Genomic DNA, 15,748 nt, shown 5'->3' with positions numbered 1-15,748 from the left:
TCATAGCGACCCAAAACGCTCACGGCCCGTCGCCGGCGGAACCGTTGAACTTCCGGTCGTCCTCAGCGGCGGGTGAGGACCCACCACGCTTGGACCGCCGCGTAGGCGAGGATCACCGCGCCGACCGCGCTGGTGATGTGCACGCCGAAGGTGAAGGCGTGCGCCGCCGACTCGCGCAGCGCGACGCCCTGCTCCACCGGCAGCTCGGCCGCCGCCGACAGCGCGCCGCCCAGCGTGTCCCGGACCGTGTCCACTATGGATTCCGGGACGCCCGCGACGTCGACGCGGCCGCGGTAGGCCGCGGTCAGGACGCTGCCGAGGATCGCCGTGCCCATCGCGGCGCCCAGCTCGTAGCCGGTCTCCGAGATCGCCGAGGCCGCGCCCGCGTTCTCGGGGGCGACGCTGTTCATGATGGTGTCGTTGGTCGCCGTCTCGGTGATGCCCGCGCCGAGGCCGACCACCATGAACGCCACGACCACCAGCCAGGTCCCGCCCTCCGCGGGCAGCAGCACCATCAACAGGTAGCCGAACGCGGTCGCCAGAATCGCCGCGCCCAGCAGCTCGGCCAGCCGGACCCGGCGGATCAGCCGGACCGCCACCAGCGACCCGAGCACCGACAGCGCGATGCCCGGCAGCAGCGCGAGACCCGCGCGCAGCGGGCTCATGCCCAGCACGAGTTGCAGGTACTGGGTCATGAAGAACAGCCCGCCGACCATCACGAACACCGCCAGCAGGTTGCTGGTGACCGCGACGCTGAACCGCGGGTTGCGGAACAGGGCCAGGTCCAGCATCGGGGCGTCCAGCCTGCGCTGCCTGCGCACGAACGCGTAACCGGCGATCACCGCGACCGCCACCGCGGGCAGCGCCAGGGCGCCGCCGCCGGCGAACTCCTTGATGCCGAGGACCAGCGCCAGCATCGTCAGCAGCGACAGGCCCGCGCTGGCCAGGTCGTAGTGGCCGGGCGCCGGGTTGCGCGACTCCGGGATCACCAGCGGGCCGACGATCAGCAGCAGGGCCATGACCGGCAGGTTGATCAGGAACACCGAGCCCCACCAGAAGTGCTCCAGCAGCAGCCCGCCGAGCAGCGGTCCGAAGGCGGAGCCGCCGGCGAAGGTCGCGGTCCAGGCCGCGATCGCGGTGGTCCTGGCGCGGGGGTCGGTGAAGATGTTGCGGATCAGCGACAGCGTCGAGGGCATCAGTGTCGCGCCGGCGATGCCCAGCAGCGCGCGGGCCGCGATGAGCAGCTCGGCGGTGGGCGCGAAGGCCGCCAGCGCGGAGGCGAGGCCGAAGCCGGTCGCGCCGATCAGCAGCAGCCTGCGGCGGCCGATCCGGTCGCCGAGCGTGCCCATCGTCACCAGCAGGCCGGCCAGCATCAGCGAGTAGATGTCGACGATCCACAGCAGTTGACCGCCGGTGGGCCGCAGCTCCTCGCTGATGTGCGGGAGGGCGAAGCTCAGCACCGTGTTGTCGACCGAGATCAACAACACCGGGAGGAGGAGGGCGCCCAGCGCCGTCCACTGCTTGCGGGAAATCTGAGGCGAATTCAGCTTTAACATTCTCTACTCGTTTCGACTGTACCGTCTGGACGGTATAGTAACCGTCCGGACGGTACAGTGCCACCCATGGCAGCCACCAGCACCCGAGACCGCATCCTCGACGCGCTCCAGCGGATCCTGATCCGCCAGGGCACCGCGGCGGTGACCCTCGAATCGGTCGCCGCCGAGGCGGGCGTGTCCAAGGGCGGCCTGCTCTACCACTTCCGCTCCAAGCAGGCGATGCTCCAGGGGCTGACGCGGCGGATCGACGAGGACGCCGAGGCCGAATTCGCCCAGGCCACCCGGGAAGGCGTGGACGTCGTCCGGTACTTCCTGCAGACCTCGCTGCCCGAGTCGGACGAGGAGGCGGCGCTCTACTGGTCGGTCATCGCGGCCCTGCGCAGCGGCGAAGGTCTCACCGACGACGGCACCGAGGTGCTGGCCAGGGTCTTCAACCGCTGGTCGGAGCTGCTCACCGACTACATCGGCGACCCGGTGCTCGCCGAGACCGTGCGCCTGGTCGGCGACGGCCTCTACCTGAGCGCGCTGTCCGGCCTGCCGCGCCCGCACCCGGATCTGCTGCGCCAGGTCTTCGACCGGATCCTCGAACAGGTCGCGGCGGCGCGCGGGGCCTGATCGCCGCCATTTCCGGGCAGGAGCCTTTTCGGTACGTCGCCCGGATCTTGGCGAGTGTTACCCAGTTCGTACACAAAAGATCGTGCCGCTGCGTAAGATCCACCCCGACAAATTTGGCTCGTCGGGAATTCCATGCGGGGGTCGCACGGTGTGGACGCAGCGGGATCAGATCCAGGCATACCGGTTCCTCCGCCGACGACTGGTATCCGCGCTCGTCTCAGCCGACGCCAACCATCCGGTCGCGCCCGCCAAGCGGGTCGTCCTCGGCACCACGCTCGGCCTGGCGGTCGCGCTCCTGGTGGGTGCCGTGTTCGGCGTCATCGGCCTGCTCGCCCCGGCGCGCGCGGAGGCGTGGCGCCAGGGCGGCCAGGTGATCATCGAGAAGGAGACCGGAACGCGGTTCGTCCTCGGGCAGGACGGCCTGCTGCACCCGGCGCTCAACTACGCCTCGGCCCGGCTGCTCGCGGGCGGCGACGGCGGCAAAACCGTGACGGTGTCCGCAAAATCGCTGACCGGCGCGCCCCGCGGCGCCGCGGTCGGCATCGCGGGCGCGCCGGATTCGCTGCCGGGCGGCGATCGCCTGCTGACCGGCGCCTGGACGGCCTGCACCCGCGTCGCGCCCGACCGGCCGAGCGGCGAGGCCCCGATCACCACCGTCCTGTTAGGACCGAGCGGCGCGGGCGCGGAACTCCGCGAGGGGCAGGCGCTGCTGGCCCGCCTGCCCTCCGGCGAGCGCTTCCTGGTGACCGGCGGGCACCGGTACCGGCTGGGCGGTGAGCGCGCCGTGGTCGCGCTCGGCTACGCGGCGGCCGAGGAGGTCCCGGTGGCGCCCGCGTGGCTGAACACCCTTCCGGCGGGCCGGGATCTGGCCACCATCGCCGTGCCGGACGCGGGCAAGCCCGGCATCCGGGTCGGGTCCGAGACCCGTCCGGTCGGGCAGGTGCTGGTGTCCGAGGTCGGCGAGTACTACCTGGTGCGGCGCGACGGCCTGGCCGTGATCACCGAGACCGAGGCGGACCTGCTGCTCGGCGCGCCGGAGAACACCGCCGCCTACCCCAGCGGGCGCCCGCACCGGGTGGAGGTCGCCACCGCCGACATCGGCGGCGTGCCGCGATCACCGGAACGCCAGGACGGCTACCCCGAGCGGCGCCCGGAACCCGTCAAGCCCGGCCGCGCGCCGACGGTGTGCGCCACCGGCGAGCGCGTCACGATCGGCCAGGCGCTTCCCCTGCGGGGCGGGGAAAAAGTCGTCCCGGTGACCGCACCCACCCCGGGCACCGCCGCGGAGGTGTACGTGCCGGGCGGGTCCGGCGCGGTCGTCGCCGGGGAACCGGCCCCGGGCGTGCCCGCCGGGGCGGTGTACCTGATCACCGACGCGGGGATGAAGTACCCGATCCCGGGCGACGAGGCGGTTTCCGCGCTCGGCTACGGAAGCCGGCCGGCCCACGGCGTGCCCGCGTCGGTGCTCGCGCTGTTCCCGACCGGCGCCGTGCTCGACCCGGCACTGGCCGGGCAGGTGTTCCCGGGCTGATGGGATCGGCGGAACGCGGGCTCGTCCGGCTGGGACTCCGCTACGCCGTGTGGCTGCGCTTCGTCGTGATCGCCGTGGCGAGCGGGGCCTCGCTGGTGCTGGAGAACGAGCGGAACCCCGGCTGGGCCATCTTCATCGTGCTGGCGCTCAACGCGTGGAACGCGTGGTACGCCGCCCGGATGTCCCGCTCCGCCGCGCGCTGGCCGGTCGCCGTCGACGTGCTGGTGATGTGCGCGATCTGCCTCACCCAGGCCTGGACGACGCCCACCGCGCCCAGCCCGGAGGGCACCAGCTGGGTCCGGGTCGCCGCGGCGATCACCGTGGTCGCCTACCCCTGGCAGCTCGGCGCGGGGGCGTTGGGCGCGGCGACCGCCGTGATCACCGCCGCACACCTGGCCGGGACGGCGCTCTCGCTGCCCGAGCACTGGCTGACGGCCGCGCCGATCCACCTGTGGATGTTCATGGAAGCCGGCCTGTCCTGGGGGCTCTACCTGCTGGTCCGGCGCGGCGCCCGGACCGCCGACCAGATCGTCGCCCGCGGCGAGCGGGTGCGCCGCCGGTCGGCGGTCGCCGAGGCGCGGCGCACCGACGAGCGCGAACACCTCGCGGCCCTGCACGACACCGCGTCGGCCACGCTGCTGATGGTCGGCGCCGGGGTGGTGGCCGAACGGCAGATCTGGCTTGCGGAACAGGCGAAACGGGACCTGGAGGTGCTCCGCGGCCGCTCCGAGGTGTCCGACGGCGAGGTCGATCTCGTCGGCATGCTGCGGGAAACCATCACCAGGACGCCGCTGCGGGTCCGGCTGACCGCGCCCGACGAGCTGGTGGTGCCCGCGGTGGAAGCGGCCGCGCTCTGCCACGGCATGCGGGAAGCGCTGACCAACGTCGTCCGGCACGCCGGGGTCGACCGGGCCGACGTGGCCGTCGCGCAGCACGGCGACAGCGTCGTCGTGGAGGTCGTGGACGCCGGGCGCGGATTCGACCCGGGCCGGATCTCCGGCCACCGCTACGGCGTGACCGGCTCGCTCGTGGAGCGGATGCGCCGGACGGGCGGGAGCGCGCAGGTGATCAGCAGCCCAGGCGGCGGAACCCGGGTGCGGATGACGTGCCCGCTCGGGGCCGCGGAGGACGCCGGGGGCGACGCCGAGATCATCGCCACCAAGTTCCAGCAGGGCATGCAGTGGGCCGTGGTGGTGATGAACCTCGTCATCCTGTGCCTGCTCGACCTGCCGAAGCTGCTGGCGAACCTGGACGGCTACCGCTCCGCGCCCACCCAGTTCCTCGCCTTCGCCGGGTTCCTCGCGGTGACCCTGGTCGTGCTGGTCAGCCTGCGCAGGCAGCGGCCGATCGGCCGGTGGCGCTGGCCGCTGCTGGCGCTGGTGTTCGCGTTGTCCGCGGCCGGGACCGCGTCGGTGCAGCCCGAGCACCTGCTCGGCTTCGCGCACTGGTCCGAAGGGGACGCCGGCTGGACGGTGGCGCTGCTCCTGCTCGACTGCCGGATCCCGACCTTCACCCTGACGCTCGTCGCCCAGTACGTGATGACCTTCGTGCAGGTCGGGCTCGCCGGGAACGCCGCGACCTCGTTCTCCGACGCGGTGAACGCGACCGTGCTGATCCTCAGCTACCAGACCGCGGTGGGTTTGATCGCCGCGGTGCTGCGCGCGCTCGCGGTGTCCTCGGCCCGGGCGGCCAGGGAGGAGGAGCAGCTGCGGACCGCCGAGGAAGTGGCGCGGCAGCTGCACCAGGACCGCAAGAACCGCTACGCCGACCTGGAAGGCACGACCGTTCCGCTGCTCGACGGCCTGGGCTCGGGTGCCCTCGACCCGGGCGAGGTGTCGGTCCGCCGGCGGTGCTCAGTGGAGGCGGCGAAGATGCGCCGCCTGTTCGCCGAGGACGCCTCCACCCCGGATCCGCTGCTGCACGAGCTCCGGGCCTGCATAGAACTGGCCGAGCGGCAAGGGGTTTCGGTGCGCTTCGCCGAGTACGGCAAGCGCCCGGCGATCCCCAAGGAAGTGCGGCGCAAGCTCACCGAGCCGGCGGTCACCGCCCTGGCCACCGCCACCGGCACGGTGCGGGTGACGGTGGCCGGCTCCGGCGACGCCGTCACGGTCAGCCTCGTGGCCGCGGCCGTCGAACCGGTACTCGCCGAACCCCGGTCCGACGGCGACGTGGTCACCTCGACGGTGGTGGACGGCGGCCGGATCTGGATCGAGGCGAAGTGGAGCCTCCCGACATGACGTCCTCCCCCGCCCGCCGAGGCGGGATTCCCTGGAATGGCACGACATCGAGCAGCGGAGGTTGGAGTTGATCACGGTCGTGGTGGTAGACGATCATCCCGCGGTGGTCGCCGGCGTGCGGGCCTGGTGCTCGCTGGCCGACCCGCCGATCAAGGTGCTCGATTCGGGCCCGGCGGTGTCGGTCGCGTGGCTGGATCCCGGTGCCACCGCCGACGTGGTGATCTTCGACCTGCAGCTGGACATCACCGGCCCCGCCTACGGCGACCTCAAGCGGCTGGTGGACGCCGGCCGCCCGGTGGTGATCTACAGCATGCGGGCCGACCGGGAAACCGTGTTGACCTGCCTGGACATCGGCGCCTTCACGTACCTGACGAAGGCGGAGGGCGAGGACCACCTGGTCGCCGCCGTGCAGGCCGCGGCGACCAACACGCCGTACCTGCCGCCGTCGCTGTCCGGCGCGTTCGGCACCGACGACCGGCCGAACCGGCCCCGGCTGTCGCCCCGGGAGACCGAGGTGCTGCTGGAGTGGTTCCACTGCGAGTCGAAGGAAATGGTGGCGCGGCGGCTCAACCTGACGGTGCACCGGGTCAACTCCTGCCTGGAGCGGGTGCGGATCAAGTACGCCAACGTCGGCCGGGAGGCCCCGACCAAGGCCGCGCTGGTCGCCCGCGCGATCCAGGACGGCCTGGTGCGCGCCGACGAACTCTGACCCCCGTCACGCAGGCCCGCGACCGGCGGTTCCCGTCGAGCTCTGAGATCGAAGCCCTCCGAGCGAAGGTGCAGCGGCGCGTTCAGCGCGGCATGATCCCCCGGACAGGAAGTTCGGGTCGCGATACCGGCTCGCCGGCGTTCCCGGCTGATTCCGTGGCCTGTCCCGGATTACGTCGTGCGGAGTTCCTTCTCCAGCGGCGTCGGGAAGGACGGGACCACCCGAGTGCCGTCCAGCCGGGGCTGCAGCCTGTCGGCGGCGTCCTGGACCGCACGGGCTGCCGCCACACCGCGGTCGACCAGCAGTCTGGTAGAGATCTCCCCGTCCGGCCGCACAGCCCAGCCGCCGACGACCTCGCCACCCCACCAGATCGTCGGCCCGATGTTGCCGTTCCGGTCGAACAGGGGCCGGGAGTCCGCAGGCAGGTACCAGTCGCGTTCCTTCCAGCCCATCGGCGTCGGGTCGAGGGCGGGCAGCAGCGCAGCGGACGGGGCGGCAGGCTCGTCGGCCACGGCGTCGTCGGCCAGGACCAGCCCACAGCCGACGTCCCCAGTGTCCAACGCGGCGAGGGCCTTCCTGGTGACACCGAGCGTCCAGCCGGTCCACCACTGGACGTCGGCGACGGTGGCCGGGCCGAACCGCCGCAGGTACTGCTCGACCAGTCGGGCCTTGGCATCCGGCGGCTCGGGGATCCCCTGCGGCCACCAGTTCGACGCCGGTTCCCAGGTGTGCGCCCGGGACGTCCACGATCCGCGCGGCTCGCAGCGGACCATCCGCCCTTCGGCCGCCATCAACACCAGCACGTTCGTCGTGATGTTTCGTTTCACGTCCCACTTGTTGCCGGACGTCGGCAGCAGCGCGGTCCGTAGCCGGGGCTCGTCGGCCGACAGCTGGGCTGCGGTAGCCGTACCGCGTTTCGCCAGCGCCCGTTCGACGGACGACTCCAGCGACCGCAGCCACCCGTCGACATCGGCGGGCAGTTCCGGCTCGGTGGAGATGGTGGTGAGCTGCCGGACCAGCCGTTTGCGTTGCTGGCCGGCGATGTCCAGCGACGCGGCATGGTGCACGACCGGAACCAGATCGGCAGGCACCACGAACAGCGTCCGGCGCATCGCCAGCATCCGGACCAGCTTGCGGTCGTCGTACATCACCCTGGCCACGTCCTTGACCGACGCCGACGGGCAGCGGGCGAGCACCGACAGGAAGACGGTCGCTGGGTCGGTCGCGTGCAGAACCACGACGTCGGCCGCCGCCCGCTCCGGATCGGTCGCCGTGCCGCCGAGGTGATGCCGGGCGACCAGCCGGGCCCGCCGCCCTTCGATGCCAAACCGCATGAGCCCCTTGCTACCAGCCGACACCGACAACCACCGGCCGCACCGCCATGAAACCTGCCGGTCGGATGCGCTCATGAGCTGGCCGCTGGCTGATGACGGCGAGGTAGGCACCCGACGTCCAGATCGCCAACATGATCGGCCGGCACTGGATCAGGACCCAGCCGCAGCCGGCCGGAAATGGGGTACGAACGGCCCCCACCGCGCGCGAGCGGACCTCGCTAACGTCCTCCGCGGAGATCCAATCGGGAGGAATCGGTGGAGACCAAGCGGATTCGAGTCGGGGTGGTGGAGGACCACCCGCTGTACCGCGCGGCGGTGGCCCGGATGCTCGCCGACGCGCCGGACGTCGAAGTGGACGCGGTCGCCGAATCGGTCGCGCAGTTCGCGGCCCGCAGCCGGTGCGCTGGGAGCATCGTCGTGCTGGACCTCGGGTTGCCCGGTGTGCGGGGCGCGGCGGCGGTGATGGAACTCGTGCGTCGCGGCCACCCGGTGCTGGTCGTCTCGGCGATGGCCGACCGCACCGAGGTGGTCGGCGCGATGCTGGCCGGGGCCCGGGGCTTCCTCGGCAAGGACGCCGAGGGCGAGGAGATCCTGTCGGCGATCCGGGAGATCGCGGCCGGGCGCAGCCACGTCGCCCCGAAGCTGGCGGCGGTCGTGCTGGACACCTCGCGGGAGCGCAACGCCGGCGCGCGCATCGAGCTCTCGCACCGCGAGGCCGAGGTGCTCAGCAGGCTCGCCGCCGGCGAACGCGACCAGGACATCGCGATGGGCCTGCGCATCAGCATCCGCACGGTCCGGTCCTACTTGGACCGGATCAGGGACAAGACGGGACTGCGGCGGCGTCCCGCGCTCACCGCCTACGCGATCGAGAACGGCTTCGTCACCTGCCCGGCGCCCGACCGGATGCCGGCCTGAGAGGGGAATGCCGCGGTGCGTCGCGCGGATCCGCAATTCCCATTGAAATCGAAGGTTCGATTTCCATGAGGTTTTTCCAACCTCGTTGTGCGTGGCGGTGCGGGTAGCGGCCCCCTGCGGGAGTTACAGCGCCCGCCTGGTCTGTGGGTGCCCCTCCTGATGTATGCCAATACACGGCGGAGGGGCCGTCCTCGCCGAGGGAACCCCGGAGGGGTGGGCACCGTGAACCCGCGGCGGTGCCAGTGTCGTAGGTGGGCTATGCGCCTACGGCGCATGCGACACCCCATGGACGTGCGGCGTTGCGACCCGCGGCTGCGGACCGACCAGGATGAAAAACGCTCAATGGAAATTGCGGAGGACGGAGTCCGCACCGCCACGCAAGGCGAGCCTGGAAACAGGCCCTGATGTCGGGAGAAGCGCGTGATGATCCTCGCGTCCACGATCTGCTTGATGGCGATGCTGGCCGTCAGCGTCCGCCTCGCGCACCACGCCGGGTACCGGCGCGGGCGAAGGCGGGAGCGGGCCGTCATGAACCGGTACCTGCACGACACCGTTCTGCCGACGCTGGAGGCGCTGGCGCTGGCCGCCCCGTCGGACGCGGCCGCCGCGCCGGTCAGGCTCGCCGAGCTGCGCCAGGCCGCCAAGGAGCAGGCCGCGTTGGTGCGGCGGGACATGATGGCCCGCGCCGAGGCGGGGCGCGCGCGGCTCGAACCCGACCTGGTGGCGCTGGCGGCGGATCTGGCGCGCCACCGGCTGCACGCCGAACTGGTCCGGGGGGACGTGGACGACACGCTCCCGGCCCATCGGCGCACCGCGATGCGCGACGCCGTCCGGGAAGCGCTGCGGAACGCGCAGAAGCACAGCGGAACCGATCGCGCAGTCGTGCGCGTCGAGGAGCGCGACCGCGGGATCGCGGTGGTCGTCCGCGATCACGGGTCCGGCTTCGACATGGCGGGCAGGGACGCCGGATTCGGCATCAGGGAGTCGATTTCGGCCAGGATGGCGGAGGTCGGCGGCTCCGCCCGCGTCGAATCCCGCCCCGGCTGGGGAACCCAGGTCACGCTGTGGGTTCCGCAGTCATGACCCGCGGAGCGCCGCTGGCCGCGGCGGTCTGCGTGGCGCTCGGGGCCGGCCTGCTCATCGGCGCGCCGCCCGCCTCCGCGCAGTGCGCCGCTCCCGCCGGCGTGTACCGGGAGGCGATGGGGTGGGAGCAGCGGCTCACCGACGCATCGGGGACCTGGCCGGTCGCCGACGGAACCGGGCAGCTGCTCGCGGTCGTCGGCACCGGGATCGACGCGGACAACGACCAGTTCGGGCCGGGACAGGTGGTGCCGGGCTCCGATCTCGGGGACTGCGACGGGCGCGGCACCTTCGCCGCGGGCATCGTCGGGGCGCGGCCCGATCCGGCGACGGCCTTCGTGGGCATGGCGCCGGGCGCCCGCCTGCTCGGGATCCGGTACACCGAAACCCGCTCCGGTGGCGGCGATCCCGACCCGGACGCGCTGGCCGGCGCGATCCGGCGGGCCGCGGACGCGGGCGCCACGGTGATCCTGGTCGCCGTGCCGGCGCCGCGCACGAGCCCGGCGCTGGCGGACGCGGTGCGGGATGCCCTGGCCGGCAACGCGCTGGTCGTGTCGCCTGCGGTGGGCGACGAGCCCGGGACGCTGTCCTATCCGACCGGCCTGCCCGGCGTCGTGGCGGTCGGTGCGCTCGACCCGTCCGGCGCGGCGGTGCAGGGCGAATCGGGCCCGCACCTCTCGATCGCCGCCCCGGGCGCGGACCTGACCGGCCTCTCTGCCGGGGCCCGCGGCGGGCTCGGGCACCGCTGGGGCGTGGACGGCCCGGCGTTCTCGGCGGCGTACGTCGCGGGCGCGGCGGTGCTGGTGCGCTCCTACCGGCCGGGGCTGAGCGCCGAGCAGGTCGCCGAGCGGCTCGCCCGCACCGCCAGCCACCCGCCGAACGGGCACGACCCCCGGCTGGGATGGGGCGTGCTGAACGTCGGGGCCGCCGTGGTCGCGGAGCTGCCCGACGATCCTTCCGCACTTCAGCTCCCGAACGCCCCGCCGCCGCCGGTGGCGACCGTGCGTCCGGCCACGGGCCCGGCGCCGCTGCCCGACCACGAGCCACTACCGGGTTGGCTCGCGCTGCTGGGCGTTGCCGCCGCCGCTCTCGCCGTCGTCGCGCGAACGACCATCCGGCTCGGCAAGGCCCGCGGCTGGCGCCCGGGATCCCGACGCTCCCCCTGAGCCGAGTTGCGCCGACTCGGCCTCCAAGGAGCCGACCGGCTCGCTGTTTCCGCTGGTCACGGGGCCGTGAGTCTTTTGGGCTGCCATGGCGAAGACCTATTTGTCGCCCTACGACCTGGCGACGGCGAGCGCCGCGAACGTTCGTGATCGAGTGGGTGCTCACTCGTCTTGATCTTGGCCCGCCTCTTCGCGGGGTAAGGGCCACCCGCGGAATGGCGGTTCCGCAGTCCCATCGAGCAAGGCGGCGAGGTCGCGGCGCAGTTCCTTCTCGGTGTCGTACGCGACGCTCACCTCGGGACGCCCAGGCACGCGGAAGGTGACTCGCCAGGTGCCGGTGGGGGTCCGTTCGATCTGCATCAGAAGTTCGTGCCCCGCCCCCCAGCGGATGACTGTCCCGTTCACGGCGTGCCGCTCCCCTGCTCGTACGGCTTCACGCTATGCGTCGCGACGGTCGCGCAGTAGAGTCCTTCGCCTGGGGAGCGCCGGGGCCGCTTGACCGAGCCCGCGGCGAACGCCCCCAGGGCCGGAGTGATGCACCCCCAACTCGCCCCCGTCGTGCACAGCTGCCGAGCACTTCAGGCGCGATGTCGTTGCCCCGGGGCAGAATGCGGGGCATGTCCCAGTCATCTCCGCACCGGCACCACGCCATCGACTACGTGGAGCTCACGGTCACCGATCTCGAAGCCGCCAAGCGCTTCTACTCCGAAGCGTTCGGCTGGCGGTTCAACGACTACGGCCCGGCTTACGCCGGCATCCGGGCCTCGCAGGACGAATCCGCACCCGAGGTCGGCGGCCTGCGCACCGACCAGGAGGCGCGAGCGGGTGGGCCGCTGGTGCTGCTCTACTCGACCGACCTGGACCGGTCCGCGGAGGCGGTCCGGAACGCCGGCGGCCGGGTGGTGAACGGGCCGTACGAGTTCCCCGGCGGGCGCCGGTTCCACTTCACCGACCCGAGTGGGAACGAACTCGGCGTCTGGGCGGAGGCGTAGCGGAGTCGTGAGTGGCAGTGGTCGCCCGAACGACCACTGCCGCTCACGACCCCGATGGGGAGTGGAACGGCCGCTGAGCGACGGGGGATTTGCGCTCAGCGGCCGGGTTCGCGGGTCGGTCCACAGTGGTCAGACGGTCACAGCGCGGACCGCCTTTCCCCGATCGCGCCGTGGACGACGTCGTTGATGTCCCGCCAGGACGGCGAGCCCGGGTCCAGGACGCTGCTGTGCGAGGACACGTCCGGGACGAACCAGCCGTCCGAGTCGTGGCTGGACGGCAGCGGCGTGACGCCGGGGAAGTCGTCCGGGTCGGGCCCGTGGGCACGGCTCTGCGCCCACTGGATCGGGTCGTGCTCCAGCGTGACCGAGTACCGGGCCGTCGGGTACGGGTTGGTCAGCTCCGTCACGCCCTCGCCCATCCCCGCCGAGGCCACGTGGATCACGTTGTCCGCGCGCATGCCCGCCGCGTCGGCCAGGCCGACGATCGCCCCGCCGTAGCTGTGCCCGATCACGGTGACCTGGGCGTCCTCCCCCAGCCTGGGGCGCAGGTCGTTGTTGACGAACTCCGCCAGCCGCGGCGCCATCTCCCGCGACGGGCCCGCGGAGCTCGCCTCGGGCAGGCCCTGCGGGAAGTCGCCGTTCATCCACAGCACCGAAGCCGTCCGGCCGGTCGGGTCGGCGCCGGCGTAGCTGCCCACCCGGTCCGCGTAGCGCGGGAAGTCCTCCAGCCCGGTGTTCATGCCGGGAACCAGGACGGCCACCGACCGGGTGTCGGAGTCGAGCCGGCCGATCAGGCCCACGATCCGCCCGTCCCCCGCCGGGTCGAACTCGATGATCTGCGTGTTGCTGTTGAGGATCTCGTCGTACGCCGCGATCTTCTCCCGGAGGTGCCGGATCTCCGCCTCGCGGTCCCCCGGGCCCGGCCTGGCCTCCAACTCCTTCAGCTCCGCGCCGGCCACCGTCCGCGCGGCCTCGATCTGGGCCCGGTTGGCGGCGTTCAGGTCGGCGACCGAGCCACCGGACGGGCCGTCCGCCAGCTCCGGGACGACCAGGTCCGGGTTCAGCCGCCGGATCTTGGCGGCCTGCTCGGCGTCCCAGCGGCGCACCGCGACGTTCGACGCCGTGATCCCGTCGATGATCCCGGTCAGCCTGCTGGAGGCGGCTTGCAGGCCGCGCTCGTTCAGCTGGATGTTGCCGGAATGGCCGGTCTGGGCCGCCTGCGAGCCGGACACGTTCGCGAACGCGGACGTCACCAGCGTGCGCGCGGTGAGGTTGCGGCGGGCTTCACCGAGCACCGCCACCTGGTCGGGCAACGCCTGCGCAGCGGTGTCGAGCGCGGCGTGGTTCACCGCGAACCGCGCCACCGAGGTCTGCTCGGAACGGTCCATTCTCCTGGCTCCTCACGGGAAATCCGGACGACCGCTCAGATCCTGAGGGCCGGCGGGGTGATGTCGTCGAGCAGGGCGTGCTGCGCCTGCTGGGCGCGGGTGGCGCGCTCGTCGTGCTGCCGGATCATCCGCGCCGCCCAATCGAGGTCGTCGCGGAACTTCTGGTCGCGGTCCAGGGCCTTGCTGGTGGCCTCGCAGCTGCTGGTGATGTTCGACCGGTGCGCGCCCGCCGCCGCGGCCGACGCCTGCACCCGGCCGAAGGCGTTCTGCGACGCGGCGCCGTGCCGCAGCGCCTGCGAGGTGTTCAGCAGCGGATTCCTGGTCCCCTCGACGAGTTTCGCCACCGCGTCGAAGAACTTCGGGACCTCGGCGCGGAAACCGTCCGGGTTGCTGGCGGATGCGCCGGTGCTGGCCGAGTTCTGCGCGCCGCGTTGCCGGACCGCATCCCGCGCCCGGCCGAGGAACTCCCGGTACTGGCCGCCGGTGTAGGTCGACCACTGGCCCCACCCGTGCGCCTCGAAGATCGCGTGGGCGTTGCGCGCGTTCGTCGCCGGGTCGGCGTTCGCCGCCTCGTTGCGGTGCCGCTGGTCGAATGCGTTGCCGTGACCGGGATTCACCGACCGGATCTGCCACAGCCCGACCGACGGGCCGTACACCTCGTTCTGCAGGGACACGTCGCCGATCGCCCCGGGGTTCCCGCGCGACTCCGCGAGCGCGACGGCGACCGCGATCCGCAGGTCCTCGCCGCTGAAGCCGGCGTTCGCGGCGTGCTCCGCGATCTGCTGGTCGGTGAGCGTTGGCATCGGTCTCCTCGCCGGAGTCGTTTCACAATGGGGTGCGGGCACGTGCGAGAGGTGTCCGCCTGGTGCGCTGGGCGCCGTTTTCGCGCGAAACCGGCGCTCCGCATGAGGGGCGGGTGACGTTTTCGCGCGAAAACGCCAGCCCGCCAGGCGCCGGACACCTTCGGGACGGGCTTGGCCGGAGCCCGTCTGGAACGCCCCTACGAGGAGCGTTGGCCGGGTGGTTCGGCGCCGAGTACGGAGGGGGTGATGACCGAGGACTCGCCCCAGACCTCCTCGGTCTCCACCAGCCACGGCGGGATGCGGCGCGCTCCGGACATGTCCTGTCCTCCCGGCGCGAACGGCATCATCGGCATCATCGGCATGCCGCCGGCGCCGCTGCCCGCCGCGTTGACCGCTCCCGCCGCGGCACCCAGCACCCCCGCGGCTCCCATCGCGTTCGGCACCGCAGCGACGCCGCTGAGCCCGGCCGCCGCCGTCGGGGCGGGCACGGCCGCTCCGCCGCCGAGCGATGCCCCGCCGCCGAGTCCGGGCATCGCGCCGCGCGGCATGCCGACCGGCTTGGCTTCGTCCTTCTCCTCGTCCGCGGGGTCTTTCGGCTTCCCCCACTCCGGGACCTTCGGCGGCCGGAAGCCGCCGAGCCGTCCCATGCCGGCGGCCGACGCCGCGGCCAGCCCGGCGGTGAACATGTTGCCGAACAGCGGCGTGCGCGGTTCCGCGCCGGGCTCCGGCTGCTGCCCGGGCTCGGGTTCCCCTGCCCCGTCGCCGGATCCGTCGTGGCCGCCGGTGCCGCCGTCCGCCCCGCCGCCGTCCCCTTCGCCGGGCGCCGGCGCGTCCGGCACCTCGGTCTGGTCCGCCAGCGGCATCCCCTGGTCCGCCGCGCGGTACTGGCCGCCGAGCTCGGTCATCACGGCGATCGCCTTGGCGTGCGCGGCATCCGCGGCCGCCGTCGCCTGCTGGTGCTCCTGCACCGCCTTCGCCGCATCGGCCTGCCGCCGGCGCAGCTGGGCCACGGCCGCCGGCGAGGCCGACCGGTCGACCTCCAGCGGAGTGGTGGCCAGCTGCGCGGTCTCCGCGGGCAGCTCCGCGACCTCGACAGCGGGCGGCATCTCGGTGCGGGCCTTCGCCAGCGCGTCGGCCGAGTCGTGCACCCGGTCGCGGATGGCGAACGCCGCGTCGCCGATCCGGCGGAGCCCGCCGGAGAGGTCGTTGATCATCACCCGGTACTGCTCGGAGGCGCCGCCCCGCCACTGGTCCTGGAACTTCGCGAGCTTGGCATCCAGGTTGCCGGCCTGCTCGTGCAGCGCGGCGCCGACGCTGTCCCAGGAGTCCGCGGCCGGACGCACCGATGAGTCGTCGCCGCGTTGCAGCATCGCGTAGAGCTGCGCATGGCTGTAGGCGGAGAAGTCCGTCGGTTCCCGCATCCCG

Annotated in this window: 14 protein-coding genes; 8 read left to right on the top strand and 6 right to left on the bottom strand. The window is 72.9% G+C overall.

The window, feature by feature from the left end; all coding sequences use genetic code 11:
- Nucleotides 1-62 precede the first annotated feature (62 nt).
- Nucleotides 63-1,556, bottom strand: a complete 1,494-nt coding sequence (locus AC07EQ_RS38405) for an MFS transporter (protein ID WP_478392729.1) — start codon at nucleotides 1,554-1,556, stop codon at nucleotides 63-65.
- A gap of 66 nt (nucleotides 1,557-1,622) precedes the next feature.
- Between AC07EQ_RS38405 and AC07EQ_RS38400 the strand changes: the two genes are divergently transcribed.
- From AC07EQ_RS38400 to AC07EQ_RS38385, 4 genes are all read left to right on the top strand, one after another.
- Nucleotides 1,623-2,171 (top strand): TetR/AcrR family transcriptional regulator, encoded by a 549-nt coding sequence (locus AC07EQ_RS38400; RefSeq protein ID WP_478392728.1) that lies wholly within the window; start codon nucleotides 1,623-1,625, stop codon nucleotides 2,169-2,171.
- A gap of 148 nt (nucleotides 2,172-2,319) precedes the next feature.
- Nucleotides 2,320-3,702 carry a type VII secretion protein EccB gene (gene eccB, locus AC07EQ_RS38395; protein WP_478392727.1) on the top strand — a complete coding sequence of 461 codons (1,383 nt, stop codon included), beginning with the start codon at nucleotides 2,320-2,322 and terminating at the stop codon, nucleotides 3,700-3,702.
- Nucleotides 3,702-5,939, top strand: coding sequence for a sensor histidine kinase (locus AC07EQ_RS38390; protein ID WP_478392726.1), 2,238 nt, complete (start codon nucleotides 3,702-3,704; stop codon nucleotides 5,937-5,939). The genes eccB and AC07EQ_RS38390 overlap by 1 nt, the downstream gene beginning before the upstream one ends.
- Before the next feature lie 70 nt (nucleotides 5,940-6,009).
- Nucleotides 6,010-6,648: a DNA-binding response regulator gene (locus AC07EQ_RS38385; RefSeq protein ID WP_093264868.1), complete on the top strand. Its 639-nt coding sequence runs from the start codon at nucleotides 6,010-6,012 to the stop codon at nucleotides 6,646-6,648.
- Nucleotides 6,649-6,818: 170 nt separating this feature from the next.
- Here AC07EQ_RS38385 and AC07EQ_RS38380 read toward each other — a convergent pair whose 3' ends face one another.
- Entirely contained in the window at nucleotides 6,819-7,982 is a 1,164-nt protein-coding gene (locus tag AC07EQ_RS38380) for a winged helix DNA-binding domain-containing protein (RefSeq protein WP_478392725.1), read from the bottom strand.
- A 255-nt stretch (nucleotides 7,983-8,237) separates the two neighbouring features.
- Between AC07EQ_RS38380 and AC07EQ_RS38375 the strand changes: the two genes are divergently transcribed.
- The 3 genes from AC07EQ_RS38375 to AC07EQ_RS38365 all read left to right on the top strand — a co-directional run bounded on the left by AC07EQ_RS38375 (nucleotide 8,238) and on the right by AC07EQ_RS38365 (nucleotide 11,143).
- A complete protein-coding gene (locus tag AC07EQ_RS38375) occupies nucleotides 8,238-8,897 on the top strand; it encodes a response regulator transcription factor (protein ID WP_478392724.1) in 660 nt (219 codons plus the stop codon).
- 423 nt (nucleotides 8,898-9,320) lie between these two features.
- Complete coding sequence (locus AC07EQ_RS38370) at nucleotides 9,321-9,980, top strand: sensor histidine kinase (protein WP_478392758.1); 660 nt, start codon at nucleotides 9,321-9,323, stop codon at nucleotides 9,978-9,980.
- Nucleotides 9,977-11,143, top strand: a complete 1,167-nt coding sequence (locus AC07EQ_RS38365) for a S8 family serine peptidase (protein ID WP_478392723.1) — start codon at nucleotides 9,977-9,979, stop codon at nucleotides 11,141-11,143. Before AC07EQ_RS38370 ends, AC07EQ_RS38365 begins: the two co-directional genes overlap by 4 nt.
- A 159-nt stretch (nucleotides 11,144-11,302) precedes the next feature.
- Here AC07EQ_RS38365 and AC07EQ_RS38360 read toward each other — a convergent pair whose 3' ends face one another.
- On the bottom strand, nucleotides 11,303-11,500 hold the full coding sequence (locus AC07EQ_RS38360) for a hypothetical protein (protein WP_478392722.1): 198 nt from the start codon (nucleotides 11,498-11,500) through the stop codon (nucleotides 11,303-11,305).
- Between the two features lie 257 nt (nucleotides 11,501-11,757).
- On the opposite strand from AC07EQ_RS38360, the gene AC07EQ_RS38355 reads away from it, so the two are divergent.
- Nucleotides 11,758-12,132 (top strand): VOC family protein, encoded by a 375-nt coding sequence (locus AC07EQ_RS38355; protein ID WP_478392721.1) that lies wholly within the window; start codon nucleotides 11,758-11,760, stop codon nucleotides 12,130-12,132.
- Nucleotides 12,133-12,269: 137 nt separating this feature from the next.
- On the opposite strand, the gene AC07EQ_RS38350 is transcribed toward AC07EQ_RS38355, so the two are convergent.
- From AC07EQ_RS38350 to AC07EQ_RS38340, 3 genes are all read right to left on the bottom strand, one after another.
- The gene (locus tag AC07EQ_RS38350) at nucleotides 12,270-13,520 is read right to left on the bottom strand and encodes an alpha/beta hydrolase (protein WP_478392720.1); all 1,251 of its coding nucleotides are present in this window, start codon (nucleotides 13,518-13,520) and stop codon (nucleotides 12,270-12,272) included.
- Between the two features lie 35 nt (nucleotides 13,521-13,555).
- Complete coding sequence (locus AC07EQ_RS38345) at nucleotides 13,556-14,323, bottom strand: transglycosylase SLT domain-containing protein (protein ID WP_478392719.1); 768 nt, start codon at nucleotides 14,321-14,323, stop codon at nucleotides 13,556-13,558.
- Nucleotides 14,324-14,520: 197 nt separating this feature from the next.
- Nucleotides 14,521-15,744: a WXG100 family type VII secretion target gene (locus tag AC07EQ_RS38340; protein WP_478392718.1), complete on the bottom strand. Its 1,224-nt coding sequence runs from the start codon at nucleotides 15,742-15,744 to the stop codon at nucleotides 14,521-14,523.
- Nucleotides 15,745-15,748 lie beyond the last annotated feature (4 nt).

The sequence above is a fragment of the Saccharopolyspora sp. NPDC045839 genome, assembly GCF_056431645.1.
Note: the sequence above shows the minus strand (reverse complement) of the source record. Positions and strands in the feature narration are given on the sequence as shown.